25 protein-coding genes and 4 tRNA genes are annotated in these 26,206 nt (G+C 45.0%); 6 read left to right on the forward strand and 23 right to left on the reverse strand.

Annotated elements, in window-relative coordinates:
* Positions 1-15: 15 nt before the first annotated feature.
* On the forward strand, positions 16-1,140 hold the full coding sequence (gene asd / locus AC27KT_RS00500) for an aspartate-semialdehyde dehydrogenase (RefSeq protein WP_487126499.1): 1,125 nt from the start codon (positions 16-18) through the stop codon (positions 1,138-1,140).
* Positions 1,141-1,274: 134 nt separating this feature from the next.
* Here the strand turns inward: asd and AC27KT_RS00505 are convergent, their stop codons facing one another.
* Positions 1,275-1,631 (reverse strand): VOC family protein, encoded by a 357-nt coding sequence (locus AC27KT_RS00505; RefSeq protein ID WP_487126501.1) that lies wholly within the window; start codon positions 1,629-1,631, stop codon positions 1,275-1,277.
* Between the two features lie 124 nt (positions 1,632-1,755).
* Between AC27KT_RS00505 and AC27KT_RS00510 the strand changes: the two genes are divergently transcribed.
* A complete protein-coding gene (locus AC27KT_RS00510) occupies positions 1,756-4,281 on the forward strand; it encodes an ATP-binding protein (protein WP_487126503.1) in 2,526 nt (841 codons plus the stop codon).
* A gap of 4 nt (positions 4,282-4,285) precedes the next feature.
* On the opposite strand, the gene AC27KT_RS00515 is transcribed toward AC27KT_RS00510, so the two are convergent.
* Together AC27KT_RS00515 and AC27KT_RS00520 are read right to left on the reverse strand one after the other, a co-directional pair.
* Entirely contained in the window at positions 4,286-5,476 is a 1,191-nt protein-coding gene (locus tag AC27KT_RS00515; RefSeq protein WP_487126505.1) for an OprO/OprP family phosphate-selective porin, read from the reverse strand.
* Positions 5,477-5,639: 163 nt separating this feature from the next.
* Positions 5,640-6,656, reverse strand: coding sequence for a 2-dehydropantoate 2-reductase (locus tag AC27KT_RS00520; protein ID WP_487126507.1), 1,017 nt, complete (start codon positions 6,654-6,656; stop codon positions 5,640-5,642).
* Positions 6,657-6,876: 220 nt separating this feature from the next.
* Here AC27KT_RS00520 and AC27KT_RS00525 point away from each other — a divergent pair, with 220 nt between their 5' ends.
* Both AC27KT_RS00525 and AC27KT_RS00530 read left to right on the forward strand, forming a co-directional pair.
* The gene (locus AC27KT_RS00525) at positions 6,877-8,046 is read left to right on the forward strand and encodes a patatin-like phospholipase family protein (RefSeq protein WP_487126509.1); all 1,170 of its coding nucleotides are present in this window, start codon (positions 6,877-6,879) and stop codon (positions 8,044-8,046) included.
* Between the two features lie 236 nt (positions 8,047-8,282).
* A complete protein-coding gene (locus AC27KT_RS00530) occupies positions 8,283-8,717 on the forward strand; it encodes a hypothetical protein (RefSeq protein WP_014976038.1) in 435 nt (144 codons plus the stop codon).
* A gap of 187 nt (positions 8,718-8,904) precedes the next feature.
* Here AC27KT_RS00530 and AC27KT_RS00535 read toward each other — a convergent pair.
* The 17 genes from AC27KT_RS00535 to aspS form a co-directional block, all read right to left on the reverse strand.
* A tRNA-Ser gene (locus tag AC27KT_RS00535) sits at positions 8,905-8,995 on the reverse strand.
* A 122-nt stretch (positions 8,996-9,117) separates the two neighbouring features.
* On the reverse strand, positions 9,118-10,173 hold the full coding sequence (nadA, locus tag AC27KT_RS00540) for a quinolinate synthase NadA (protein WP_487126511.1): 1,056 nt from the start codon (positions 10,171-10,173) through the stop codon (positions 9,118-9,120).
* 244 nt (positions 10,174-10,417) lie between these two features.
* A tRNA-Lys gene (locus AC27KT_RS00545) sits at positions 10,418-10,493 on the reverse strand.
* A 38-nt stretch (positions 10,494-10,531) separates the two neighbouring features.
* A tRNA-Lys gene (locus tag AC27KT_RS00550) sits at positions 10,532-10,607 on the reverse strand.
* Positions 10,608-10,631: 24 nt separating this feature from the next.
* Positions 10,632-10,707: transfer RNA gene (locus AC27KT_RS00555), tRNA-Lys, on the reverse strand.
* Between the two features lie 292 nt (positions 10,708-10,999).
* Positions 11,000-11,794 carry a tol-pal system protein YbgF gene (gene ybgF, locus AC27KT_RS00560; protein ID WP_487126513.1) on the reverse strand — a complete coding sequence of 265 codons (795 nt, stop codon included), beginning with the start codon at positions 11,792-11,794 and terminating at the stop codon, positions 11,000-11,002.
* The gene (gene pal, locus AC27KT_RS00565; RefSeq protein WP_014948870.1) at positions 11,794-12,360 is read right to left on the reverse strand and encodes a peptidoglycan-associated lipoprotein Pal; all 567 of its coding nucleotides are present in this window, start codon (positions 12,358-12,360) and stop codon (positions 11,794-11,796) included. Before pal ends, ybgF begins: the two co-directional genes overlap by 1 nt.
* A 40-nt stretch (positions 12,361-12,400) precedes the next feature.
* Positions 12,401-13,756 (reverse strand): Tol-Pal system beta propeller repeat protein TolB, encoded by a 1,356-nt coding sequence (gene tolB, locus AC27KT_RS00570; RefSeq protein ID WP_487126516.1) that lies wholly within the window; start codon positions 13,754-13,756, stop codon positions 12,401-12,403.
* A 4-nt stretch (positions 13,757-13,760) separates the two neighbouring features.
* On the reverse strand, positions 13,761-14,612 hold the full coding sequence (gene tolA, locus AC27KT_RS00575; RefSeq protein ID WP_487126518.1) for a cell envelope integrity protein TolA: 852 nt from the start codon (positions 14,610-14,612) through the stop codon (positions 13,761-13,763).
* 7 nt (positions 14,613-14,619) lie between these two features.
* Positions 14,620-15,039: a protein TolR gene (gene tolR / locus AC27KT_RS00580; RefSeq protein WP_014997836.1), complete on the reverse strand. Its 420-nt coding sequence runs from the start codon at positions 15,037-15,039 to the stop codon at positions 14,620-14,622.
* A 30-nt stretch (positions 15,040-15,069) separates the two neighbouring features.
* Complete coding sequence (gene tolQ / locus AC27KT_RS00585) at positions 15,070-15,759, reverse strand: protein TolQ (RefSeq protein WP_014948866.1); 690 nt, start codon at positions 15,757-15,759, stop codon at positions 15,070-15,072.
* Entirely contained in the window at positions 15,749-16,147 is a 399-nt protein-coding gene (gene ybgC / locus AC27KT_RS00590; RefSeq protein ID WP_014948865.1) for a tol-pal system-associated acyl-CoA thioesterase, read from the reverse strand. The genes tolQ and ybgC overlap by 11 nt, the downstream gene beginning before the upstream one ends.
* Positions 16,148-16,752: 605 nt before the next feature.
* Entirely contained in the window at positions 16,753-17,757 is a 1,005-nt protein-coding gene (gene ruvB / locus AC27KT_RS00595) for a Holliday junction branch migration DNA helicase RuvB (RefSeq protein WP_156078106.1), read from the reverse strand.
* 68 nt (positions 17,758-17,825) lie between these two features.
* Positions 17,826-18,446, reverse strand: a complete 621-nt coding sequence (gene ruvA, locus AC27KT_RS00600; protein ID WP_487126521.1) for a Holliday junction branch migration protein RuvA — start codon at positions 18,444-18,446, stop codon at positions 17,826-17,828.
* A gap of 36 nt (positions 18,447-18,482) precedes the next feature.
* Positions 18,483-19,001 carry a crossover junction endodeoxyribonuclease RuvC gene (gene ruvC, locus AC27KT_RS00605; RefSeq protein ID WP_061485246.1) on the reverse strand — a complete coding sequence of 173 codons (519 nt, stop codon included), beginning with the start codon at positions 18,999-19,001 and terminating at the stop codon, positions 18,483-18,485.
* Entirely contained in the window at positions 19,001-19,441 is a 441-nt protein-coding gene (nudB, locus tag AC27KT_RS00610) for a dihydroneopterin triphosphate diphosphatase (RefSeq protein ID WP_487126523.1), read from the reverse strand. Before nudB ends, ruvC begins: the two co-directional genes overlap by 1 nt.
* Positions 19,442-19,444: 3 nt before the next feature.
* Positions 19,445-21,205: an aspartate--tRNA ligase gene (gene aspS, locus AC27KT_RS00615; RefSeq protein WP_014948860.1), complete on the reverse strand. Its 1,761-nt coding sequence runs from the start codon at positions 21,203-21,205 to the stop codon at positions 19,445-19,447.
* Between the two features lie 247 nt (positions 21,206-21,452).
* Between aspS and AC27KT_RS00620 the strand changes: the two genes are divergently transcribed.
* Both AC27KT_RS00620 and AC27KT_RS00625 read left to right on the forward strand, forming a co-directional pair.
* Complete coding sequence (locus AC27KT_RS00620) at positions 21,453-22,304, forward strand: DUF72 domain-containing protein (protein WP_487126525.1); 852 nt, start codon at positions 21,453-21,455, stop codon at positions 22,302-22,304.
* A gap of 127 nt (positions 22,305-22,431) precedes the next feature.
* A complete protein-coding gene (locus AC27KT_RS00625) occupies positions 22,432-22,908 on the forward strand; it encodes a GAF domain-containing protein (RefSeq protein ID WP_487126527.1) in 477 nt (158 codons plus the stop codon).
* 36 nt (positions 22,909-22,944) lie between these two features.
* On the opposite strand, the gene AC27KT_RS00630 is transcribed toward AC27KT_RS00625, so the two are convergent.
* The 3 genes from AC27KT_RS00630 to AC27KT_RS00640 form a co-directional block, all read right to left on the reverse strand.
* Positions 22,945-24,132, reverse strand: coding sequence for a flagellin N-terminal helical domain-containing protein (locus tag AC27KT_RS00630; RefSeq protein ID WP_487126529.1), 1,188 nt, complete (start codon positions 24,130-24,132; stop codon positions 22,945-22,947).
* 151 nt (positions 24,133-24,283) lie between these two features.
* Positions 24,284-25,624 (reverse strand): sigma 54-interacting transcriptional regulator, encoded by a 1,341-nt coding sequence (locus tag AC27KT_RS00635; RefSeq protein ID WP_423078434.1) that lies wholly within the window; start codon positions 25,622-25,624, stop codon positions 24,284-24,286.
* Positions 25,621-26,205: a hypothetical protein gene (locus tag AC27KT_RS00640; RefSeq protein ID WP_487126532.1), complete on the reverse strand. Its 585-nt coding sequence runs from the start codon at positions 26,203-26,205 to the stop codon at positions 25,621-25,623. Before AC27KT_RS00640 ends, AC27KT_RS00635 begins: the two co-directional genes overlap by 4 nt.
* Position 26,206 lies beyond the last annotated feature (1 nt).

Genomic DNA, 26,206 nt, shown 5'->3' on the forward strand with positions numbered 1-26,206 from the left:
AGGGTTCTCAATTTAATGTCACAACAAAAAGTAGGTTTAGTGGGCTGGCGCGGTATGGTTGGCTCAGTATTAATGCAGCGCATGCAAGAAGAGCAAGATTTCGCGCACATTGAGCCCACCTTTTTCACTACCTCGCAAAAAGGTAGTGCAGCACCAGATTTTGCTGGTAAAGATGCTGGTACTCTAGAAGATGCGCACGACATCGAAGCGCTATCTAAACAAGATATCATTATTACTTGCCAAGGCGGTGATTACACAAAAGCAGTTTATGATGACCTTCGTGCATCAGGCTGGAATGGCTACTGGATTGACGCAGCGTCAGCGCTTCGTATGAAAGACGATGCGGTTATTGTACTAGACCCAGTAAACCGTAAAGAAATTGACAGTGGCATTGAAGAAGGTATTCGCACATACGTTGGCGGGAACTGTACAGTATCTCTTATGCTGCTTGCGCTAGGAGGGCTATTTGAAAAAGATCTTGTTGAGTGGGCATCACCAATGACGTACCAAGCGGCTTCAGGCTCAGGCGCAAAGCATATGCGTGAACTTATTAGCCAAATGGGTGCTATTCACAGCAATGTGAAAGAGAAGGTTGAAGACCCTGCTACCGCGATTTTAGAAATTGACCAGCAAGTGTCTGAATTTATCCGAAGCGCAGATTACCCTAGTGAACAGTTTGGTGTACCGCTTGCGGGTAGCTTAATCCCTTATATCGATTCGCAACTACCTTCAGGTCAAAGCCGTGAAGAGTGGAAAGCCCAAGCCGAAGCAAACAAAATTCTAGGCATTAAAGGCGGCGAAGTACCTATCGACGGTATTTGCGTGCGCGTTGGCGCTATGCGCTGCCACAGTCAAGCGATTACACTTAAGCTTAAAAAAGACTTGCCTGTAGGCGAAATTGAAGAGATTCTTGCGGCTCACAATGAATGGGTAAAAGTTGTTCCAAACGATCGCGATGCGACCATGCAAGAGCTCACGCCAGCGAAAGTTACCGGCACGCTATCTATTCCAGTTGGCCGTATTCGCAAATTGACGATGGGCCCAGAGTATATTTCGGCATTTACTGTAGGCGATCAGCTATTGTGGGGTGCCGCAGAGCCGCTTCGCAGAATGCTACGCATTGTGCTTGAGCAAAACTAACTGTTAGCTTTTAGCTAACTAAATAGAAATTAAAACGCCTTTCTGTATTACTACCAGCAAGGCGTTTTTTATTTAAGGCACGACGGATTGCCGTGGTGTTTAGCGATGAACTATTCCAAGCATACTTTTATTTACTAAGTTGTCTCTGACCAAACAGCCAGCTCATTACCACCTGGCTCGACAAAATGAAAGCGACAGCCCCCCGGGAAGTCAAACAGCGGTTTGGTAATTACTCCACCTGCTTTTTCTACACATTCTTGCGATTCAGAAATGTTATTGGAATACAGCACCAATAAAGGCGCCCCACTTTCTGCCTTTATCACACGTTCCGCAGAAAAAATCCCTCCATCCATGCCAGCATTGCTAAACGCACTGTATTCACTGCCATAATCGGTAAAACACCAGCCAAACGCACTTTCGAAAAACGCTTTTGAGCGGCTAATATCTAGAGATGCAAATTCGACATAGTTGAGTTTGGTGCTTTCTTGCATGTCCCTCTCCTCTTTTTAAAAATGATGAGCTCATACTATCACCAACTTTAGACTTATTGATTAAATTCTAAACGCGCTTATTCGTTTAAAATTAGACAACCAGCATTTATTCAGGTCACTTAGTTTGCAGCATTTTATTAGTTTGGCTTTATTGCTTGCCCTAACTTGGTGTATGGGAACGATTAGCGCTCATGCATCTATCTTAGACAAGGTCAGCGAAATTAAAGTGGACGTTGAAACCTTAGTGCCTATGCCTATAGGAGCAGCAATAGAAAGGCTTGAAGCTTGGTTGTTATCTGACACATTAACGCAAGATGAAAAAAGAAAAGTGGGCGCGCTTTATGTCCAGTACCAACTCTCAATACATCAACGCCCTTCCGAAAAAATCTTAAATTCGCTGGTTGCGTTACAAGACAACTCGAGTGAAGGTCTTACAATAGCTACTGGCGTAGCAAGAATGTATGGTATTTCAGCAGACTACGACAAAGCCTACGAGCACTTTAATCGCGTTGTTGCAACGCCTGATATTCCACCAAGGGTAAAAGCCTACGCGCTCATTTACCAAGTATTGACCTATAGCGAAGGTCAGGTTTTCTCACCAAACGCTGAGCTTATCAACATGGTAAACGATATACTTACCGAGCATAAGCTCACTGAGCTTAGACCGTTGTACTACGCTATTGTGGCAGACTACTACCAATCAGTCAGCGCTTATACTCTTGCGCTTTCCTACTATGACAAGTCGCTTGATGGTGCCAAAGATAAAAACCAACGGATTTTGGTCAGTGACAACCTTTACGCTATTGGTATTCTGTATAGAAATCTAGGAAACTATAGCAAGGCCATCGACTATTTTGAACGTGCCATTGAATTCGATTCGCAAATTGATATCAGCTATTCTGAGTTCCTTGCCACTTACGGTATCGCCACAACTTATTACCGTTCAGGTAACCTGAGAAAGGCGCTGACGCTCTCTGATGTTGTTCTTTCGCACCCTCTCTCATCTTCTTTTTACAATAGTGAAATTTACCGTTTAAAAGCGGAAGCCCACCTTAGTTTAGGAGAACTTAATGAGGCGACAAACGCGCTTAATAAAGCACGTGAACTCTACGATGAAAACCGCGAAGCCGAGCAAACGACTTGGCGTGCTCAACTTGATAAAACAGAAGCCTACATTACCGCTGCGAAAGGTGATCACGCGCTAGCATTCAAACAATTTGAGGTTTTCCATGAAGCCTATTTGAATGCAAAGAAATATGAAGACTTAGAACTAATAAAAAGCGCCAACTTAATTGATCAGATAACTCAAGAGAAAGACAGAGCAAATCAACTTGAGAATGAGAATAAAGCATTCGAGGAAGCGCTTTTATTGAAAACAGAGGCTCAGCGCACCCAATCACTTTTTTCCACGTTGCTCGTCATACTTATCACACTCACGCTAGTAACAATTGTTATCATTCTTATTTTACTGAGTAAATCAAGACAGGCTAATGCGCTTTACTTAACGGCGAAAGAAAAAGCAGAATTGAACAATCGGTTAAAGTCTGAGTTTATTTCTAATATTAGTCACGAGATCCGCACGCCTTTAAATGCCATTATTGGTTTTGGACAAACATTATCGAACCGTGCGGTAGATATGCAAGCAAAGGATCTCACCAAGAAAATCGTCAATGCGTCTGAAATGCTGCTTCAACTTATCAACGACCTACTCGACTTTTCGAAGATTGAAGCGGGCAAGCTGACGTTGGCTATCAGGCCTCACGACATCACTGAAAGCCTGTGCACATTAGTCGACATATTTTCAGACCAAGCAGAGCGCAAGGGATTGGTGCTCCAGCTTCATATCGACAAAAACCTTAAAAATGATCTGATGTTTGATGAACTTAGATTCAAACAAATATTGGCAAACCTAATAAGTAATGCCATCAAGTTTTCTGATAAAGGGATTATAGAAATTGGATTATCCGCAGTAGAAGCCAACGAAAGTCACTGCACCCTGCACTGCTGGGTAAAAGACAACGGGATTGGTATTTCGAAAGAAAACCAAGTAAAGCTGTTTACACCTTTTACGCAAGCCGAAAGCTCCATAGCAAGAAAGTATGGCGGTACAGGTCTTGGGCTTAACATCAGTAATAATCTGCTTAAGCTAATGGGTTCTTCACTAACGCTTGAAAGCGAATTAGAGCGAGGCTCTACTTTTTCGTTTAATGTCACATTTGCTGTTGCAGCAGATATTGAGGTTCCGCTGTCTGAGACACCTCAGCAACACGTTTCGCTAGACGGCGCTCGTGTCCTCCTTGCAGAAGACAACGACATTAATGTTGAGGTAATCAAAGCGCTTCTTGAAGAATTCCGTTTAGATTTAACACATGTATCAAACGGACAAAAGGCCATTGATGCATTGAAAACGTGCACTTATGATTTGGTACTTATGGATATTCAAATGCCTGAAGTTGATGGGCTTAGTGCCACACGGCATATAAGAAATGTACTTAAGTTAAAAACCCCTATCATTGCCCTAACGGCTAACGCCATGCAGCAGGATATCGACAGCTGTCACGCGGCAGGAATGGATGCCCATGTGGGCAAGCCTTTAGACAAGGCTCGCCTTGTAAACACACTAGGTGAGTTTCTTGCTCGCCCGGCGTGAGTAGTTAAAAACTGACGTCCCACTGCAGAGAGTAGATGGTTTCGTCCCCTACTTCAGTATCGAACTGATCCAGTGATACCCTGCTTACCTCAGCGGTTAGTTTGTTTTCGTGGCCGTTAAAAAAATAGTTGAATGCTACCGTCTTTTCAAAAAAGCGATCGCCTTGTTCACTGTCTCGGGGCGAATAGGTCCCGAAGCGTGCAGCTATTTCAAGGGGCTCTGGCCACCAGCTGATTGATTCACTCAAAAAATAACCCGCCTGCACATAATAGCCGCGCAGCGTAGTTTCTCTATTGTTGTCCGCTAAATTCACAATATCTTTTTCATGATATTCCGCTTGAGCATTAAACCCTTTATAAAAATAGGCACCATCAATCACAAACTGCTGAATGTCGTACTGACCTTCGATCTCGCCCGCACTAAAGTTGGCTAAATTACCAGCGCCAGACGATGAAAAACGCGTAAACTGACTTTTGAACTTCGCCCCTGCTATTGCTAGAGCTGCTTTGGGAGTAGCTGTTCGTTTAATGTCACTGTTTTTAAACCCGACAGACTCACCTAAGAAATTCCACTGTAATCGCCCTGTATACATATTCTCGCCATCGTGATTGCTATAATCACCACGGCCCGAGCCATTGAATACTCCTACCCAGTAATTGAAATTGGCCGCGCCTGGGCCATCAAAATTACCGAACAGGGATGCCCCCATTTGCCTATCTAGCGTAAATATTCTGTTGATGATTGAACGATCCATCATTTGCTGGCCGCCACTGCTAACACTGCGCTCTCTGGAATACTCGACTTTCCACTGACCAACCTTAAACCGAAGCGCGTCATACTTTTCAAAAGATAGTGTAGCGGTCAGGGTGCGCTGATCGACAGCATCATATTCCACACCATATTTAATCCAAGGCAAACCAATGTGACCGTCTAATTTGACCCGCGCCCTGTTAACGCCAAATTGATTTCCGGCGTTATGCTCAAAGTCAGCACGCTCGGTAGGCTGGCTTATACCGGGATTAGCATAGCGAAACTGAAGTCTACCGCGCACGCGTAGTGAGAAGGTATTGTTGTCGCTTTGAAATGAAAGGCCGTTGCCATTGTATTGAGAGAACGTTGCGCTAGATTCGCGCTCGGCATCAACCTCAGACGCTACAACCGCCGTATGGAAAAGCGACGCCCATAAAGCACTCAATAAAAGACAAGAAGAAAAACGATTTTGAAAAAGCAAAGCACACTAAATATAACGGGAGTTTGCGCGCAGGATATATACTTTAGTATAAGAATCAAGTGTTCTGACATAAAAATGACACAAAACTGTAATATTTAACGTTGAAATACGCAGTTAGTTCGACCTGTCACTTTACCAGTAGAGCATTTGCCGGTAAGTGAGGACTTCCTTTTTGAGCAACTTCATGAAGTTTGATCAGGTTAACAATATGCTTATTCACTGGCGTAGCTATGTGATTTTTTTCACCTAGCCTGACTATCTCGCCGTTCAAATAATCAATCTCCGTTCGTCGCCCCAGCGCCAAATCTTCATACATTGATGAACGTGCTTCGGGGTCTATTTTAAGCGTAGAAGAAGCCACCAAATTGAATAAAAAATTAGGTAGCTTCATAATTTTTGGCATCAGTTTGGGAATGACCTTACCGGTTCTTGCTGGTGCAATTCCTTCCGCTTTTAGTACAGCTAACGCCTCTGACAACACCTTTGCCATAATTAACCTATATTGCCTATCCCCTAGCTGTGATTTTAACGGTATACCCGACAGTGCATTGACCGCGTTATTCAAGTTCATAATAAGTTTGCCATACTGTACAGCTTTCATATCGTTATAAACCGTAACGGGCAACGACGCGTTGTTAAGCGCTTTTATGATGTCACTACATTGGTTATTGGGGTCTTCAAGGGCAATATTACCTTCAGTACCACAGTGAAAATGGCCGTTACCTTTATAAAAAACATTGAAAGGCACCATACCTGCAATTACGCATTGTTTTATGTGCTGGCGAAGCAGGTGTGCATTACCCACTCCGTTTTGAAGACTGACTACGACTGCTGATTGATTTGCATGCTGATTGATTATCGCAGCAGCCTGCTCGGTATCTTGGCTTTTAACGCAAAGCAAAATGACGTCAGCATCAACTAAACTATCGTTCTCAATTGAAAAAGCTATATGCTCAGGCTTTGTTAGCTGCTCACGCCCTTGCCAATCCGTTACTTTAAGACCATTTGCAGTAATATCATCATATAAACGCTGACGGCCAATGAGCGTAAGCGCATTAGCGACGCTCAATGTGGGGTCAGAGGCTAACAGGCAGCCCGCTACATAACATCCAATACTTCCCGCACCTAACACGGCAATTTTCATTATTGACTCCCAATGAAAGTTTAGCTTTCGACACCTTGTTAGACTGCGATTAAACGATCAAAATGTAAACACAAAAATTACAATGAAATAACAAAAAGTGGTTCAGTATCAGTTATTTCCTATTAGTCCGATTTATTCTTTCAATTTTCTCCGGCGTCGTGATCTCCCTACAATTAGACCAAGTAGTCAATTTATAGTCATGGTCAAATAGAGGGTTATCATGTCGGGTCAACAATCTGCTCCTTCTCTCGCTTATTCAAAAGCACGCAATGCTGAAATGTCGAACAATGGCAAAGTTGCCTTGGTTGCGGAAGGTGGTGGGCAGCGAGGAATTTTCACGGCAGGCGTACTCGATACATGGTTAGACGCCGGACACGACCCTTTCGATATTCTTATTGGCACATCAGCAGGTTCTCAGAACTTAACGAGTTTTGTGGCGCGTCAAAAAGGCTATGCAAAGCGTCTTATTCGCGGCTTAACTCGACACAAACGCTTTTTCCAAATGGGAAGAGGTTTAATGGGCAAGCATATTGTCGATTTAGATTGGTATTTTGACAAAACACAAGAAGCGAACCGTTTGCTTGATCTTGATACTGCGAAGGCTAATGTTGCGGACAGAGAGATTTTATTTACTGCCACAAATTCCAGAGACAGACGGGCGTATTTTCTCGATCCAATGAAAAGTACTCACAACTGGGTCGATCTTATCAAGGCTTCGAGCGCCCTTCCCTTACTTTATAAACAGGGCGTACCGCTGCACATTGACGTCGAAACAAAACAGGCAGCCAATACCGATTTTTATCTAGACGGTGGTTTGGCTGCACCGTTGCCTGTTACCGAAGCGTACAAGCGCGGCGCGACGAAAATCGTAGTTATTCGCACCGTGGATAGAGGCTTTCAAGTACAGTCGCCTTGGCTACAAAAGTTAAGCGCGGTAATGTGCGCAACGGGCACGTGCCCAAAGACCATCGACTATCTGCTGCAACACGAACAAGCGTATCAAAAAGAACTGGCGTTTATCGAAAACCCGCCAGAAGGCGTAGAGGTTATTCAAATTTTTGCGTCAGATAAGCTTCAAAGTAAATTATTAGGTAGTACAGACGCACAACTTCGTCATGATTATAAGCTCGGTAAGCAAGCTGGAAGTGCCTTTTTAGAAACCGAAAACAAAGTCATTGCTTACCAGCTAGAGGTAAACAGACAGCCTGTTGCTCCGCTTTTCTATGTAACTGATACACCCAAGGGCATGCATAGTAAAGACAGCGCTAATTATAGTGTGAAATCAGAACATGCTACATTAAATGGTAAACGTCCAATTAAGTTGCCTTTCCCAGCACGTCGAACAGGCAAGATAGATAAAGTAGACAAAGAGAATAGAATCTCCGCGTAGCCCGTTTACCCATTTTATAAAAGGTGCCTGGCAACAGGTGCCTTTTCACTATTTAGCTACTCTTTCAGTAATATTTTTGTACTAATTCGGTGCAATTTCGGAGCTTGGTTCGTCATGTTTACATAATGACTTAGCAAGCTCCTCTCCCGTTCTTGCCTCTATTAGCGGCAAACGGGTTGACATTGTCTGGCAGAATATTTATAACGCGCTCACCCACATAATCATTAAATGTAACCATGTCAGAATTATCAACACCCGTAAAACAAACTGAAGCCCATAAACTTATCGACAGCCTATTGAAGTCGAACGACCCAACTGCTGATCTAGATAAGATTGCTGAAGAATTCAACATTGCGAACTGGGGACAGTCTAACGCTGTTTCTGCTGATTTATACTCAGCAGTCAGAGACTTGCTTGGCAAAGGCGTTGTGACTGGTAATGACCTAGTTTCTGGAAAAGACACCATGGACCCGATTGTACATAAAGTACAAGCGGAGACAGAAAAGCTTATTGCTAACCCAAGTGATGCAGACGCTGACCGCGTTCAAACGTTTGTACTTGGCTTCCTACGCACGTTCGTGAGCCAATTACTTCACCCAGGTACAAAGAAAGCGATTTACGCGAAAAAGCTTCCTGACCTAATCAAGCTTCACCAGCAAATTGCGAAGTAATTAGCAGCGGCGCGACATCACAGATGAAAAGCCATTAGCTTTAGCATACCAGCGTCGCAACAAACGCGTTTAAAAAGAAACCCGCTTCATAGCGGGTTTCTTTTTACGTAAGCGAAAAGTATCCGCGCATCATCCAGCGCTGATCGGTAGGCACAAAAAAACCGGCCTAAAGCCGGTTCTCAGTATTTGGCGGAGAGAGAGGGATTCGAACCCTCGATACGCTATAAACGTATACACACTTTCCAGGCGTGCGCCTTCAGCCACTCAGCCATCTCTCCAAATTTTGTATCAAGAAGATTTCAACGACGAAAACCCTTGAGCGCGCGTATAGTAGGTAAAGCCGCGCGCTTAATCAAGAACTTGCTGGAAAATATTCAGCAAGTGCTTATAAAACGTGCGCTTATAGCCCGCCTTTCGCTTTTAACTCGGCTGAGAAGTTAAGCATGCGATCAAGTGGAATAAGTGCACCTTTACGCAACTCATCATCAACAAAGATTTCATGACCATCAGTTTCGCCCGTTAAAGACGCCTTAATCGCTTCTAAGCCGTTCATTGCCATCCAAGGACAGTGAGCACAGCTTTTACACGTGGCGCCGTTACCGCCCGTTGGAGCCTCTATAAACGTCTTCTCTGGAGTAAGTTGTTGCATCTTGTAAAAGATGCCTTTATCGGTAGCAACAATAAAGGTGTCGTTATCCATGGTTTGCGAGGCTTTTATCAATTGACTGGTTGAGCCAACTGCATCTGCCATTTCTACCACGCTTGCGGGTGATTCAGGGTGAACCAGTATCGAGGCATTTGGATACAGTGCTTTCATGTCTGCTAGTTTCTGCGCAGAGAATTCGTCGTGAACGATACACTCGCCCTGCCACATTAGCATGTCGGCACCCGTTTGCTTGGCAATGTACGAGCCTAAGTGTCGGTCAGGGCCCCAAATGATTTTCTTGCCCTGGCTATCTAAGTGCTCAACGATTTCAAGCGCGATGCTTGACGTTACTACCCAGTCAGCGCGCGCTTTTACTGCCGCTGATGTATTCGCGTAAACCACTACAGTATGATCGGGGTGTTGGTCACAGAATTCGCTAAACTCTTTTACTGGACAACCAATATCAAGCGAACACGTTGCTTCAAGTGTTGGCATTAGTACGGTTTTTTCAGGGCTAAGAATTTTTGCCGTTTCACCCATGAAGCGAACGCCAGCAACAATTAAGGTTTGTTCTTGTGCATCTCTACCGAAACGCGCCATTTCCAATGAGTCTGCCACGCAGCCACCAGTCTCTTCAGCGAGTGCCTGAATTTCATGGTCGGTGTAATAGTGTGCGACAAGCACAGCGTTACGGGCCTTAAGTAAAGCTTTGATCTCAGCCTTTAACTCAGCTTTACGTGCTTCTGATAATGGCTGTGGTTTTGCTGGGAACGGGTACTCTACCTGATCCACTCGAAATGCTACTGACATTAACCTACATCTCTGTTGCGACAAGGGTGCGGATTATACCCAACTGTCATAAAAATTACACACTACCTAATCAACATAAGGGTAATTAAATAGTCGTAGTTATGCTTACCTGTTCTACTACATGGGGTTAGGTAAACCAGATCAAAGTGAAAATGAGACGAGTAGCGCTTTAAAACGCAATAAGCATTGGCGTTTTGTACTGAGGAGATTATTTAAAAAAGGAATATTTGAGTTTGAAACTTGATGGTGGGTCGTGCTGGATTCGAACCAGCGACCAATTGATTAAAAGTCAACTGCTCTACCAACTGAGCTAACGACCCATCAAGTGACACACAGATATGTTTAGCAATTCAAATGATGGTGGGTCGTGCTGGATTCGAACCAGCGACCAATTGATTAAAAGTCAACTGCTCTACCAACTGAGCTAACGACCCATCATTTGATGCTAGGAGAGAAAGTGGTGGGTCGTGCTGGATTCGAACCAGCGACCAATTGATTAAAAGTCAACTGCTCTACCAACTGAGCTAACGACCCTTTCTTTCCTGTTGTTGCCTGTGTCTTGGCAACGGCGGCATATAATACTCAGATTTTTATTCGACGCAACCCATAACGTCCTTTTATTTTCATTTTTCTGTCAAATTACGACTAAACGGTCAAAATGAAAACAAATCGCTGAGTATTTATACCAGTACTAATTGAGTTTAGTATGGTTTCTACGAAATACAGTGAAATTTGGTGCAGAAGTTTTATGCACTCTAAATGGAATTTTTTGAAAAAAACTTTTCTCTAACCCATAAAAAAGCCTCTTTAAAAGAGGCTTTGTTCATTACAAGTTATTTAACCGAGATTCAGCGAGGCGTTTTGCCGAAGAATCAGGGTAATCATTGACAACTTGTTGGAACAGCTGACGTGCCGTTGAACTGTCTCCCGTTCGCTCAGCAATGACACCTAGTTTTAATAAGGCATCAGGACGCTTGGAAGAATCGGTAAAGCGATTAGCTACAATATTGAATTGCTCACTTGCTTCGCTCCATTGCTGCTTATTAAACAACAGTTGCCCTAACCAATAGTGCGCATTTGGTGCGTAACCACTGTTAGGAAAGCGTGAAATGAACGATTGAAACGCAGGAATGGCTTTATCGTACTCACGAGACTTAAGGATCAAATTTACCGCATTTTCATAGGCTTCGTCTTCACCTGCTTGCGGTGCTTGCGTAGGCGTAGATGCTGCTGGAGAGCTTACAGAGCCCGAATCAACACCTGCACTAGGCATGGCACTACCTTGTAGCGCGCCGCTTTGCTTAAGTGCTTCTACGCGTTTATCTATTTCAAGGTAAAGCTCACGCTGACGCTCAAGTACTTTTTGAAGTTCATTGGTATTAACTTCAACCGCACCGCGCAGCTGGTCGACTTCCATTTGCATGTTATCTAACTGCGTTTGCAGCCTGTGCTGCATTTCAGTTCGACTTTTAACAATACGCTCAAGCACAACAATACGCTGTTCCAATTCACTGCCGCCATTGGCGTCTACCACGGGCGCTTGCGCAAATGCGGTAGAAACAGCAAGGGCGGCACATAAAGTGACGCCCATTTTTAATGTCTTATTCGTTAGAATAGTCATTAGCGGTAAACAACCACTCCGCGACGGTTTTGAGCAAATGCATACTCAGTAGAACCCATCACTGCTGGTTTTTCTTCGCCGTATGAAACTACTGTTACTTGGCTGCTGCTTACGCCAGCATTAAGTAGGTAAGTTTCAACAGACTGTGCACGACGTTCGCCTAGCGCGATGTTGTACTCTGGCGTACCACGGCTGTCAGTGTGACCTTCAATAGTCACTTTAGTGCTTGGGTTTTTCACCAAGAACGCCGCGTGCTTGTCTAGAATACGCTGGAACTCTGGCTTGATGCTTGAGCGGTCAAAGTCAAAGTAAACGGTTTGTTCGTTCTTCAGCGCTTCCATTTCTTGCTGAACCATTTCTTCCTGACGCTTCATACGCTGTGCAGCTTCTGCTTTAACACGCTGAGCTTCTGCTTCACGTGCTTCCGCTTCCGCAGCCGCTTGTTCTTGCGCAAGACGATTACGCTCTGCAGCCAATTCTTCTTCGCTAGGGCCTGAAGAACATGCCATCATTGTCACTACTGGCAATGCGATAATGAAGCTCTTCATCACTTTATTCATTTGCATCCTACTAATCCTTAAATTTTATTGTTTAGTCGTTAAATTGTTAGAACAAAAATGGTGACCAACTTGGCGATTTAACTTGCCCATTGGCTGCTGGTAACCTAGCTTTAAAACGCCCATCTAAAGAAACCAGTGACAACACTTGGGTCCCCTCGTGAAGGGTGCTGTATATAATCATGCTTCCGTTCGGCGCTACACTTGGTGATTCATCTAAGTACGTCCGTGTCAGTACTTGAGGTGATCCACCATCCAAAGACTGCTTCGCAATGTGATAGTTCCCATTAGTTTGGTTTACCATAATCATTTGCTTGCCGTCTGGGGAAATCGTACCGCCAAGGTTCTGTTCACCTACAAAGGTAACTCGCCTTACTTTCCCAGAATTTAAATTTACGCTATATATCTGGGGTTTACCACCCCGTTCCGAGCTAAATATTAACCCACTGCCGTCTGGTAGCCACGCGGGCTCCGTATCAATCGCTCTATTTCGTGTTACTCGGCGAAGATTTTTTGTCGCTAAGTCCATCACATAGAGTTCAGGGTTTCCATCTTTCGATAAAACCATTGCAAGTTGCTTGCCATCTGGTGAAAACACCGGGCTACTATTTATTCCAGGAAAATCAGTAATGCGCGTACGCTCGCTGGTGTAGATATTCTGAATGAATATTTGCGGTCTACGATTTTCAAAGCTTACATAGGCTAGCTTCTCGCCATCAGGCGACCACACTGGCGACATAAGTGGCTCTGGCGAAGACAGCAGGCGCGTTTCGTTCTCGCCATCGTAGTCTGCAATGACTAATTGGTACGGTTTTTCAACCGTATCGCGGTCGCGAACAATAACGTAAGCAATCTTAGTTAAGAATGCACCGCGAACGCCGGTCAATTTTTCATACACAATGTCGCTAATTCGATGCGCATACTGGCGAAAATCTCGACCGTTAATTACTGCCTGACGGGCAGCAAGTATGTGATCATTACTAGATACCAAATTGCCGTCTTTGAGTACTTTAGCCTGCCCATTGTCAACTTGCCCTTTAAGCACATCAATCAACTCGTAGGATACAAGGTAGCGTTCGCCTCCTTGTGGCTCAATACTTCCTACTAAAACCGTGTCTACACCTAAGGTTGCCCACGCAGTGAAAGACACTTGCTCCGCTGTCTCCGGGTACTGTGGCATTTTGTCGACAGATACCGGGTTGAACTTACCACTACGCATTAAGTCGGCCATTACCACTTTAGAAATATCACCAGGCATACTGCCCTGACCTTTCCATTTAAATGGCACAACCCCGATTGGACGTGCACTATCTACGCCCTCGGTTATCACAATTTCTAAGGATGCAAACACGTTGGCACTGAATGCCATCGTAATAAGCGCTATCCATAAACCTAGTTTTTTCATACCACTATAATTCCACTTTTAAAGTAATGTCTTTTAACTGCTCGTAAACGTCTGGCGCATCAGATACCGGTAACTTTTCGGCCCTGCGAACCGCGCTTTCAGCCGCTCTACACAGCGCATCATTGCCGCCGAGTACACGAATACTCGTAACAAACCCTGTCGTTGCTAACCGAATATTCAATCGACAGGTTTTACCTTGATAGCTGTCGTCTGAATACAAATTGCGCTTTATGGTTTGCTGAATAAGCGCGGTATAACGCTCTACTTCAGTAAGTACCTGTTTTCGCCTACGTTCTTGCTGAGCAGCTTGTTCTTTCGCAAGCTGCTCTTGCATGATCCTTTCCATTTCAGCGCGTTCAGCTGCTTCTTTTTTCTTTCGCTCAGCCTCAGCTTTCGCTTTTGCTTCGCGCTCCTTACGCTCTTGTTCCTTCTGCGCCGCTAGACGCTCCAAGTCTTTTTGACGTTTCGCTTCAGCCGCTTCTGCTTCACGCTTCTCTTTCGCTCGCTTGGCTGCTAGCTGCTGCTGGCGTTTTTTCTCTGCCGCGGCTTGTGCTTTTTTTTGCCTTTCTTGTTCCTCTGCCCTCGCTTGAGCTTCAGCTTGTGCCTGCTCCCTTTTTTGATCTGCTATCGCTTGTGCATCAATAAACGTCGCTTCAATTACTGGTGCATTCGACGGCAAACTCGGCAAAGGATCAGGAGAGAAACTGACGCTAATTAGCAACAGCGCAGCGATACAAAGATGCAAGCCAATAGATTTGAATAAGCCTATTTGTTCTGGGCTTAAACTACTGACCTGTTTAGTCTTCGTATCACTGTTTGCGCGTGACGTGCTTCTCGACACTTCGGGTTTCGACATATCTATATTACTCAACCGGATCCGTCATTAACCCTACCGAAGGCACACCCGCCTGTTGTAATAACACCATTAGCTGTATCACTTCGTTATACGCTACTTGTCCATCGCCTTTTACCACTACGGGTGTATTGGGCTCTTTGGTCAACTGTGCTTTTACAATAGCGCCAAGCTCTTCTTTACTAATAGGCGATTCCTGGTCTTCTCCTACGTTCAGAAAATAGCGCCCCTTAACATCTACCGATGCAATGATCGGTGGTGTATCTTCCTGCTCTATTGGGTTTGCACTTGCTTTAGGCAAATCTACCTTTACCCCTTGAGAAATAAGCGGCGCCGTTACCATAAAGATAATAAGCAACACCAACATTACATCGATGTAGGGCACTACGTTTATCTCAGATACCGGCCTGCGGCGTTTTCTTACATACATAACAAGTCCTCCGTTTTGGAATGTAAACGCTTAGGCTTGTTGTTGTGCTTGCGCAGCAACGGCTTGGCGATGAAGGATTGCAGAGAACTCTTCCATGAAGTTGCCGTAGCTATTTTCTAGCTTCTCAACCTGATGGCTGAAGCGGTTGTATGCAATTACGGCTGGGATGGCAGCAAATAGGCCGATAGCAGTTGCAATTAGTGCTTCTGCAATACCTGGCGCTACCATCGCAAGGGTGGCTTGTTGCACTTCACCTAGTGCGATGAAGGCGTTCATGATCCCCCACACAGTACCGAATAGGCCAATGTAAGGACTGATTGAGCCTGCTGTTGCTAAAAAGGGTAAACGACTTTCTAATTCTTCAACTTGACGAGACATAGAAACGCGCATAGCACGGTATGTACCGTCGACGATACCGTTGGTAGCGGTGTTAGATTTGCGCAGGCGAACAAACTCTTTAAAGCCTGAGCAAAAGATGCTGCCCATACCGGTAAGGTTTGTTCTAGCTGAAAGCTCTTGATAAAGACGGTTAAGGTCAGCGCCTGACCAGAACTTATCTTCAAACTGACGCATTTCGTTGCGTGCCGCCGACAACGCCTTGCTGCGTTGGAAAATAAATGTCCACGAGGCTATCGACACGCTTAGTAACAAAAGCATAACTAGTTGAACAATAAAACTCGCTTGTAAAAACAAGCCAATAAAAGTGAGATCAGATGACACGCGAAATTTCCCCTAACAAAGTACGTGGTAATCTTTTTGGCTTCATAACGGCCAAATCGACGCAGGCAACCTTGATATCTCCCGATACCAATGTAACGCCTTGTTCGTTTTTAATAATTTGTTGAAACGTCATACTAGCGCCTTTCAATTCTACAACGCGAGTTTCAATACTCAACAGTTGATTGAACCGTGCAGGCGCATAGTTATGCATTTCAACGTGTTTGACGACGAAAGCGATGGATTGTTCCATCAGCGTGTCTTGTTCAAAACCTAGCTCGCGAAGCCACTCAGTACGGGCTCGCTCCATAAACTTTAGGTAATTCGCATAATAGACGATACCGCCTGCGTCGGTATCTTCGTAATACACTCTTACCTGATGTAAATGCATAACTATTCCTTTACCCAAAAATTTAATAATCCAAAGCGGAGTTAAAATAACTAATTAGCACGACAAAATGCAGAACAAAAACACCCCACAAGCCCTATAAAAGCTAACATTTAATCAAAAATAAACCAATATTAAACACCCAGTTAACACATTAGTTTTTCTAATTCAAAACAACAATTTTACTCAATTGTAGTTTTTTCTGCTCTCCCTATAATGCACAGCATCAGTCGTACAGAGCGTGATGGTGCTTAGCACGGTCATGCAAGAGTTATTCTCCTGTTAGACATGAGTTCCCTGGATTTATTTCCTTCAACACTTGTTGTTTTAGCCCGCTCAATGAGCGGGCTTTTTTTTGCCTGTAATTTAGCATCTATACAAAACATAATATCTGTATAAAACACAAAATTGGCGGCTCATGCTTAACTTGCGGTATGCAATAGTTCGCCATCCAATCTCAATGCTCTGAAGTTACAGCTTGCCCCATACGAGCATTTACTTGTAGCGTTTGAAACGGTTTCTGTATTTTCGGTGTTACCAAAAAAAAGCCCAGCAATCCAGCTAGGCCTTTAAAAAGAATCTGTAGCTTCTTACAAAGGGACAGTAGATTATTCAGACGGAGCGAAGCCAAAGTGAAGATAGGCGCGCTGAGACACGATACGGCCTCGAGGCGTGCGCTGTAAAAAACCTTGTTGAATAAGAAACGGCTCAATGACATCTTCAATTGTTTCTTTCTCTTCACCAATGGCTGCCGCCAAATTGTCTAAGCCTACTGGCCCACCATCAAACTTTTCGATAATAGCAGTAAGCAATTTACGATCCATGTAATCGAAACCTTCTTTATCTACGTCCAGCATATCCAGTGCCTTCGCTGCCGTATCGGCCCCCACCGTGCCGTCTGCTTTAATTTCTGCGTAGTCTCGAACACGGCGTAACAAACGATTAGCAATACGCGGTGTGCCCCGCGAACGACGAGCCACTTCTTGCGCGCCTTCCTCGTTCATGTCTAAATTAAGGTAGCTGGCGCTTCTTGCTACAATACTAGTGAGGTCTTTTACGTTGTAAAACTCAAGGCGTTGAACAATGCCGAAACGGTCGCGTAATGGCGACGTTAATGAGCCTGCGCGCGTGGTTGCGCCCACAAGAGTAAAGGGAGGAAGGTCTAATTTAATTGAACGGGCGGCCGGCCCCTCGCCTATCATAATATCAAGCTGATAGTCTTCCATGGCAGGATAAAGAATTTCCTCTACCACTGGACTTAAGCGATGTATTTCGTCTATGAACAATACATCATTGCGTTCAAGGTTGGTAAGCAGTGCAGCCAAGTCACCAGCTTTCTCAAGCACAGGGCCTGACGTGGTTTTAATGTTCACGCCCATTTCATTTGCCACAATGTTCGCAAGCGTGGTTTTACCCAGTCCTGGCGGACCGAAAATAAGTAGATGGTCTAGCGCATCGTCGCGATTACGCGCAGCTTGAATAAAAATTTCCATTTGCTCACACACGTGAGGCTGCCCCGTATAGTCTTCCAGCATTTTAGGGCGAATGGCGCGGTCGATGACCTCGTCTTCGGTGCTGGCTTCAGGCGTAATCAGTCTGTCGGCTTCAATCATGATAGTTCTACTTTAAACGGTGACGTGAAGACAGGCAGACTAAGAACCGCTGTCTTCGTTGAGCGCCATTATATGGCCGCTTTTAATGATTCGCGAATAAGGGCTTCGCTTTCCATGCCCTCTTTATATACGCTGTCGACTAGCTTGCTCGCTTGAGCAGGTTTATAACCCAGTGCAATAAGCGCGCTTTGCGCTTCTTCCCGAGCGTCGTTTACAGCAACAATAGTGTTGGTGGATAACAAGTCGCCACTTGGGGGCGGTACAGCAATACTCTGCGTCTTGCCAAATTTTGCTAAGCGATCTTTAAGCTCTACCACTAAACGCTCTGCGGTTTTCTTACCTATACCCGGTAAGCTGACGAGCGCAGAAACGTCTTCATTTTGTACGCTTGCCAAAAACTGGCTTGCCGACATACCGGATAAAATAGCAAGGCCTAATTTCGGGCCTACACCATTGGCTTTGATCAATTCTCGGAAAAGCCCTCTTTCCATTTTATCAGCAAAACCAAACAGTAACTGGGCGTCTTCACGAACCACAAAGTGTGTGTACACCACCACTTCTTCACCCACCGCGGGAAGCTGGTAGAAACTGGTCATAGGCATGTGAATTTCGTAGCCAACACCGGCTACATCTACAAGAATTTCTGGAGGCTGTTTTTCAGCCAACGTACCGCGAATTCGTCCAATCATGAATTATCTCTGTAAAAGCGTGAGCTTCGAGCAGTATTAGCGCAAACGACCACGAACGGTTTTTCGGGCTTGCCCTGCCATGTTTATCAGGCTCTGTTCGGTGTGTGCATGACACAAGGCAACGGCTAATGCGTCGGCAGCATCGGCTTGGGGAGTGCCGCTTAAGCTAAGCAGGTGTTTTACCATGTGCTGAACTTGCGTTTTATCTGCGCCACCTTTTCCAACTACCGACTGCTTAATTTGCCTTGCGCTGTATTCAGCAACAGGAAGTTGTGCTTGGGTGGCTGCCACAATGGCGGCACCTCTGGCCTGACCAAGCTTCAACGCTGAATCAGGGTTTTTCGCCATAAATACTTGCTCAATAGCAAACTGATCGGGTTTATATTGACGAATAATATCGCCAACCCCGGTAAAAATATTAGCAAGTCGAGAAGGCAAATCTGCCGTTCCAACGCGAATGCACCCGCTTGCTACATACACCAGTTTACCTTGCTTGCGTGCAATTAAACCGTAGCCTGTGATCCGAGAACCTGGATCTATACCCAGTATAACCATTAAGGCCCACTCGGTACAAACAAAGATACCGCTTCTTTATTAGAGGGAGACCATAAACGCGCGAGTGCTTCGTCTTTCGACACCCATTCGTACTGCAAGTGCTCTGTTAAGACAATGGGTAAATCGCTGTTTATTTGAAGGGAAAATACGTGTTCTGTGTTGTGCACAGTACCAGGAGGATAACGATGTAGCCAGCGGCTACGAATTTCATATTGGTTTTGCTTATCGTGGTCGTTAACCACAAAGCCATGTGCTTTGGCATCAATGCCAATTTCTTCACACACTTCACGATATGCCGTTTCTAAAGGTAACTCCCCCTCTTCTAATGCGCCGGTTACCGACTGCCAAAAAGTGGGGTCATCTTGTCGTTGCAAAAGCAGCACTCGGTAGTGTTGGTCGTACAACACTACCAGTGCAGATTCAGGCTTCTTATACGCCATAAATTACGATTGCTTTTTCACCGTTGCAATAGCTAGCTCTTCAAGCTGCTGTGGGTTTGCAGGGCTAGGCGCCGATGTTAACGGACATGCCGCAGTGGTTGTTTTAGGGAATGCCATTACATCGCGAATAGAGGTTGCGCCCGTCATTAGCATTACCAAACGGTCTAGACCGAACGCAAGACCTGCATGCGGCGGCGCACCAAAGCGCAGCGCGTCAAGCAAGAAGCCAAACTTGTTCTTCGCTTCTTCATCGTCAATGCCAAGAATGTTGAATACCGTAGACTGCATGTCTTCATTGTGAATACGTACAGAACCACCGCCTAATTCAACACCGTTCAATACCATATCGTAAGCGTCAGATAAGGCTTCTGCTGGGTTAGCTTTAAGTTCTTCCGGTGTTAAACCACGCGGCGCGGTAAACGGGTGGTGAATAGCGTGTAGCTGACCGTCAAATTCTTCAAACATTGGGAAGTCAACAACCCAAAGTGGCTTCCACTCGCCTTCAAGAAGCTCAAAGTCTTCACCAAGCTTAAGACGAAGTGCGCCCATCGCTTCGGTAACCACAGTGTAGCTGTCTGCACCAAACAATAGAATATCGCCACTTTGCGCGCCAGTGCGCTCTAGCATGGCGTTAGTGATGTCTTCGGTTAGGAATTTAAGGATTGGCGACTGCAGACCTTCAAGACCAGCACCAGCATCGTTAACTTTAATCCAAGCTAGGCCTTTCGCGCCGTAAATACCTACAAATTTAGTGTATTCGTCTATTTGCTTGCGCGAAAGTGAAGCACCGCCCGGTACGCGAATAGCTGCTACGCGACCTTTAGGGTCGTTTGCCGGGCCGCTGAATACTTTAAAGTCAACGTTAGCAAGCAAGTCAGCAACGTCTGTTAACTCTAGCGGGTTACGTAGGTCTGGCTTGTCGCTACCAAAGCGCGTCATGGCTTCTTTATACGTCATGCGCGGGAAGTCACCAAGGTCAACGTTTAGCATTTTGTTGAATAAGTCGCGGATCATACGCTCAGTAATAGACATTACGCCATCGGCATCTAAGAACGTGGTCTCAATATCGATTTGGGTAAATTCTGGCTGACGGTCGGCACGTAAGTCTTCGTCGCGGAAGCACTTAACGATTTGATAGTAACGGTCCATGCCTGACATCATCAGAAGCTGTTTGAAAAGCTGTGGCGACTGCGGAAGTGCAAAGAACTCACCTTTGTGGGTGCGGCTTGGCACTAGGTAGTCACGTGCACCTTCTGGCGTTGCTTTAGTAAGAATAGGCGTTTCAATATCAAGGAAACCTTCTTCTTCTAGGAAACGACGTACAGCACCGGTTACTTTTGCACGGAACTGTAAACGCTGGCTCATTACAGGACGGCGAAGGTCTAGATAACGATAGCGAAGGCGCTGTTCTTCTGAGTTTTCTTGGTTCCAGTCCAGTGGAAGCACGTCAGACTTGTTGATCACTTCAAGGCCTGTACCTAGGATCTCAATCTCACCTGTGCGCATGTCTTTGTTAACTTGACCTTCAGGGCGCGCACGCACTTTACCCGTTAGCTTTACACAGAATTCGCTACGCAACGTGTTAGCTACCGATAGCACGTCTGGTAAATCTGGGTCGAACACCACTTGTACGATACCTTCGCGGTCGCGTAAGTCGATGAAAATTACACCGCCTAAATCGCGACGCTTATTAACCCACCCGCAAAGGGTAACTTCTTGTCCAATGTATGATGAATCGATATTCCCACAGTAATCTGTGCGCATGGTCCTTGACCCCTGATGTTTTTTCTTGCTTCGCATGCAGTGAATTGGCGTTCAAAACCGCTTACTTTTGGGCTTAAGACTTTGCCAAAAATCGCGTAAACTTGCTGGCCAATTAACTGGCCCGCCCACAACATGCATAATGTAATGATTTAAAGGCCGCATAGTATAAACAAATGCTTGATAAAGCCCAATGACAAATATGCACAAATCAGCCATATCACAAGGAAATCTCTATATTGGATTGCCAATGTGGCAACACAGCCATTGGCCGAGCACGTGGTTTGCTAATTATCCTAAGTCTGATAATGGATTGTCGCTGTATGCTAAGGAGTGTAATACGGTTGAAGGGAATACCACATTTTACTCTCTTCCCCATCAAGACGCTGTAGCGAGATGGTGCGATTCAGTACCCAGCCACTTCAGATTTACTTTCAAGTTTCACCAGAATATTACGCATGTACACCAATTACAGCATTGTGATGAAGAGCTTGCCCAACAGCTTGCTTTATTGAGCCTGCTTAAAGAAAAGCTAGGAGTCATGATGCTGCAACTGCCCGCTTCTTTCGGGCCAGAAAAGCTATCCATTTTGGATACCTTTTTAGCAGCGTTACCCCAAGAATTAAACGTAGCGGTTGAAGTGCGCCACCTGGCATTTTTTGCAAAGGGGGATGAAGAAAAGGCGCTTAACCAACTATTAATTCGCCACGATGCGAATAGAATCATTATGGACACCCGAGCTTTATTTAGCGGGTCTTTAGATGCAGGCGGAGCAGATAAGCGTGCTATGCTAGAAGAAGTCAGGCAAAAAAAGCCGCGAGTTCCCGTTAACGTTATCGCTACAGGCCATACTCCCATTGTGCGCTTCGTGGGTAATGATATTGATGATGACAACCAGCGCTGTTTATTGCCTTGGGTGAAAAAAGTGAAGCTTTGGCAAAGCGAAGGAAAAGATGTGTACTTTTTTTGTCACCGCCCTGACAACAAAGACGCACCTTGGTTAGCTCAGCAGTTTATCGATTTGTATAACAACGATAATCCATCACTTGTGCTAAATAACCTGTCTATTAAAAGCCAGCCTGAACAGAATGCACTGTTTTAATGACAAGCCACTGACATTGCGCCGATTAATATTTTGTTTTTAATAGATAGCGTTTTTCTAATTCAACGGTAAACTATTCCCCTTATCTATTTTGGTACTACACCATTATCAACGTGAAATAACCTCAATGAACCACGAATATGAAAAAGCGCGTATTGCTGCGCTGGAGTCGTTAGATATTTTAGATACTTCGCCAAGCGAACAACTTGACGAACTTACCAAAACCGTCCAAAAAGAGTTTAATGCTAAAACCTGCTTAGTAAGCCTTGTTGCAGAAGATCGTCAATGGTTTAAGTCTCGCCAGTGTATGGATGCTACCGAAACACCGCGTAATATCTCATTTTGCACCTACGCGATAGCCGAAGAAGAATATCTAATTGTTCCCGACGCTAAAGCCGATAAGCTATTTGCTAATAACCCGCTAGTCACTGGAAACCCTTTTATTAGAGCGTATGCAGGTGCCATTTTGCGCAATAAAGACGGTTATGAGTTGGGAACCTTATGCCTTCTGTTTGATGAGCCACGTAGCTTTACAGCACCTGAAATAGACAGTTTAAAACAACATGCTCGTAGCGCAGAGGCCATTATTTTTTCTGAGTTTTGAGCGCTTGACCCCTAGAACTTCGTTTGGCCGGTAGTACTAACTCAATAGAAGTAGGACATTCTGTGGCATTTGGTTAGCCATGGCCAAAACACTCACATTGGCTTTCTGTAAAATGGAAAAACGCGTCTCTTCAGCAGTAACACTAGCAAAATCCGACTGAGTGATTTGAGCATTGGCGCGCTGAACATTAACGCTTGTGTTCGACAAACTCTTTAATGCCGAAGAAAAACGGTTCGATGTCGCTCCCACATCTGTGCGCAAATCTCCTATAATTTCTAAGGCGTTATCGATAATACTTAGCGCGCTCTCACTTTGCTGTGCGCTCTGGGCATTATATTGCCCCACTTTGCTGTTTAAACTCGACGATATTTGTAGTTCACCTGTAGGAGTAGCCACCCGAAGTTCGGCACTTGCTTGGTTTAGAGTTACGTCGCCAGTTAGAAGATTTGCACTTGTTGCATTAAGCCCGAGTATTTCGTTCGCGGTATTACTAATAAGCGCAGCATTGACACCCTGATTTTCAATCAGTTGTACTGCCCGCTCAATAAACGTTAACCCGCTATCTGTTGAAATACTGATTCTTTTTTCTCCGGGGGAATCGTCAGCGTTAAGAATGACTTCACCAGCGCTAAATGCGCTTGCCCCAGACACGTCATCTCCACCTATGGCATTAGATTGCTGGCCTGATTGAGATACGGAAAAACCAGATAAACCTAATGCAGAAAGGCCTATTCCATCTCCTTCGAGTGATAAATCGACACGAATGCTTTGGCCACCATTAGCGCTTACCGTAAAATCGCGGACAAAACTTCCGTCAAAGAGCTTTTCTCCTGCAAAAGAAGTCGTTCCCGCAATACGCGATATTTCTTGAAGGTGACCTTGAACCTCTTGGTTAATAGATGCTAAATCGCTTTTACTGTAAATCCCGTTTTGCGAGGCTATTGATAAGGTGCGTATGCTGTTTAAATGACGGGTAACTTCACCTAGGCTTCCGTCGACAACTTGAGTAAGTGCCTGTCCACTATTGGCATTAGCCACTGCTTGATTGAGGCCAAGAGCTTGACTGCTAAGACGATTGGAAATTTGAAGCCCTGCCGCATCGTCACTCGATTTGTTGATACGAAGCCCTGAACTGAGTTGTTCAAACGACCGGCTAAGGCCTTTATTTACACCAAATAAGGTGTTTGTGGCTTCTTGTGCTGCCACATTGGTATGTAAAAACATAGTGTATCACCATATACATAACACCTTATATAACAGTAGTAGAATGTAGACGGATGACACGGCTATCGTTTAAAAAATAAACTAAAGAACAATATAGAAAAACTAACGGCGGTTTTAGCCCCCGTTAGTTCACATAATAGACAGCATTTACCTATCTAAAATCGGCTGCATCTAACTCATGCTTTTTCATAAGTTTATGCATGTCTGTACGGTTTCTTCCTGCAAGCTCTGCCGCGCGCGTTACATTACCGTCTGTCATCTTAAGCAGCTTGTGAAGGTATTGCTGCTCAAAGGCATCGCGCGCTTCTGTAAGCGTGGGCCAGCTTTGCTTGGTTGCTGAAAGAGCCTGCTCAACCAAATGAAGCGGAATAACCGGCGTTTGCGTTAGTGCTACGCACTGTTCAACCACGTTCACGAGCTGGCGTACGTTGCCAGGCCAAGACGACGTCACTAACTGCTGCATTGCGTCATCTGAGAACTGACTTACATTTACGCCATGACGCTGTGCACTTTGCTGCAGCAATGATCGCGCAAGTAAAGGAATGTCCTCGCTACGCGATTTCAGCGAAGGAAGCTTGAGATTGACTACATTTAGTCGGTAATACAAATCTTCGCGGAAGGTGCCTTCTTCCATTTCTTTGTGCAAATCTTTGTGCGTCGCAGAAATGATACGCACATCAATGTCTACGTGCTTACTGCTTCCTACAGGGCGAATTTGTCTCTCTTGTAGAGCACGCAATAGTTTAACTTGAAGCGTCATTGGCATATCGCCAATTTCATCTAGAAACAGCGTACCGCCGTCAGCTTCTCTAAATAAACCGGGGTGTGCCGCTACTGCGCCAGTGAACGCACCTTTTGCATGGCCAAATAACTCTGACTCAAGTAAGTTCTCTGGCAGCGCACCACAGTTAATTGCCACAAATGGCTTATCACTGCGGTTGCTGGCTTTATGAATTGCATTAGCGAGCAACTCTTTACCGGTTCCACTTGCGCCGCTAATAAGTACAGATACTTCTCTCTGCGCAATGCGAAACGCTTGGTCTAACACGTTTAGCATTTCCGGCGAACGGGTAATGATGTCTTTCGCCCAATCGCCCGGCTGTGCAGCCTGAGATTGACTTAACGCTTTTTGCAGGAGCGCACGTAGTTCATCGTGATCCACTGGTTTAGGCAAAAAACCAAATACGCCGCGCTGAGTGGCAGCTACCGCATCGGCAATGGTCCCGTGAGCAGTCATCAAAATAACAGGAATATCTTTTCTAATTCCCATAATTTCTTCAAATAAGCTCAATCCGTCTAAGCCGGGCATGCGAAGATCACTAAGTACAACGTCATAGTTGTCGTTCTGAAGCTTTCTTAACGCCGACTGACCGTCTTCCACTGCGGTCACGTGATATCCCTCGCCTTCCAGACGAATGGTTAGCAAACGCAATAAGCTTTTATCATCATCAACCAACAATAAGTTAGGGTTACTACTCGCCTTTTCGCTCACTGTTGTGTACTCCTGTTTTTATCCATCAATGTTGCTTCAATTTGCAACAGTTCTTCTAATTTTTTGCGCAAGTTTACTGCTTCTTTTTCAAGGGCTTTTAGTTTCTCTCCACGCAAGGTGTTTTCTTGCTCTAATACCACCATGGCAGACTCTAGCTGCATTATTTGATTGTTATGCGATGCGGCAATCACATTAATCACTTCCTGAGCAGTTGGGGTAAAAGTGCCCGCAATATCATCCAGCGCGAGCTGAGCGCGCAGCCTGTCTTGATAGGGGGTGTCAGTAGGTAGTGTTAATACATAGGCATGAAGCGTATCGAAAGCTGAGTCTGAGAGCGCTTTCAAAACTTGTTTGCGCTCTATCCAAGGTTGGTTAGCCGCTGCAATCCACGTATTGAGCCAATACGTCGTATCACAATTGTGCTCAAAGCCTTCTGGCGGTTCATCAAATAAACAAAAGCCACGTTCTATCTTTACTACAGGTGTTACCTTTTCAGGCTCTCCTGCGTTGTCGTTGTTTCTGGTTAAACTCTGACATCCTGTCAGTACCAGTAAGGCGACAATTAAACCACTTTTTCTCATT

It is taken from the genome of Alteromonas sp. 5NW40-0090, from assembly GCF_057552975.1.

Excerpts from the sequence above, each read along its gene's own strand:
- AC27KT_RS00530 (WP_014976038.1), top strand. The coding sequence starts at position 8,283 with ATGTCAGAATTATCAACACCCGTAAAACAAACTGAAGCCCATAAACTT.
- AC27KT_RS00640 (WP_487126532.1), bottom strand. The coding sequence starts at position 26,205 with ATGAGAAAAAGTGGTTTAATTGTCGCCTTACTGGTACTGACAGGATGT.
- nudB (WP_487126523.1), bottom strand. The coding sequence starts at position 19,441 with ATGGCGTATAAGAAGCCTGAATCTGCACTGGTAGTGTTGTACGACCAA.
- AC27KT_RS00630 (WP_487126529.1), bottom strand. The coding sequence starts at position 24,132 with ATGTTTTTACATACCAATGTGGCAGCACAAGAAGCCACAAACACCTTA.
- ruvB (WP_156078106.1), bottom strand. The coding sequence starts at position 17,757 with ATGATTGAAGCCGACAGACTGATTACGCCTGAAGCCAGCACCGAAGAC.
- AC27KT_RS00625 (WP_487126527.1), top strand. The coding sequence starts at position 22,432 with ATGAACCACGAATATGAAAAAGCGCGTATTGCTGCGCTGGAGTCGTTA.
- nadA (WP_487126511.1), bottom strand. The coding sequence starts at position 10,173 with ATGTCAGTAGCATTTCGAGTGGATCAGGTAGAGTACCCGTTCCCAGCA.
- tolB (WP_487126516.1), bottom strand. The coding sequence starts at position 13,756 with ATGAAAAAACTAGGTTTATGGATAGCGCTTATTACGATGGCATTCAGT.
- ruvC (WP_061485246.1), bottom strand. The coding sequence starts at position 19,001 with ATGGTTATACTGGGTATAGATCCAGGTTCTCGGATCACAGGCTACGGT.
- ybgF (WP_487126513.1), bottom strand. The coding sequence starts at position 11,794 with ATGACTATTCTAACGAATAAGACATTAAAAATGGGCGTCACTTTATGT.
- AC27KT_RS00620 (WP_487126525.1), top strand. The coding sequence starts at position 21,453 with ATGTGGCAACACAGCCATTGGCCGAGCACGTGGTTTGCTAATTATCCT.
- AC27KT_RS00525 (WP_487126509.1), top strand. The coding sequence starts at position 6,877 with ATGTCGGGTCAACAATCTGCTCCTTCTCTCGCTTATTCAAAAGCACGC.
- aspS (WP_014948860.1), bottom strand. The coding sequence starts at position 21,205 with ATGCGCACAGATTACTGTGGGAATATCGATTCATCATACATTGGACAA.
- AC27KT_RS00505 (WP_487126501.1), bottom strand. The coding sequence starts at position 1,631 with ATGCAAGAAAGCACCAAACTCAACTATGTCGAATTTGCATCTCTAGAT.
- AC27KT_RS00520 (WP_487126507.1), bottom strand. The coding sequence starts at position 6,656 with ATGAAAATTGCCGTGTTAGGTGCGGGAAGTATTGGATGTTATGTAGCG.
- ruvA (WP_487126521.1), bottom strand. The coding sequence starts at position 18,446 with ATGATTGGACGAATTCGCGGTACGTTGGCTGAAAAACAGCCTCCAGAA.
- asd (WP_487126499.1), top strand. The coding sequence starts at position 16 with ATGTCACAACAAAAAGTAGGTTTAGTGGGCTGGCGCGGTATGGTTGGC.
- tolR (WP_014997836.1), bottom strand. The coding sequence starts at position 15,039 with ATGTATGTAAGAAAACGCCGCAGGCCGGTATCTGAGATAAACGTAGTG.
- ybgC (WP_014948865.1), bottom strand. The coding sequence starts at position 16,147 with ATGCATTTACATCAGGTAAGAGTGTATTACGAAGATACCGACGCAGGC.
- tolA (WP_487126518.1), bottom strand. The coding sequence starts at position 14,612 with ATGTCGAAACCCGAAGTGTCGAGAAGCACGTCACGCGCAAACAGTGAT.
- pal (WP_014948870.1), bottom strand. The coding sequence starts at position 12,360 with ATGCAAATGAATAAAGTGATGAAGAGCTTCATTATCGCATTGCCAGTA.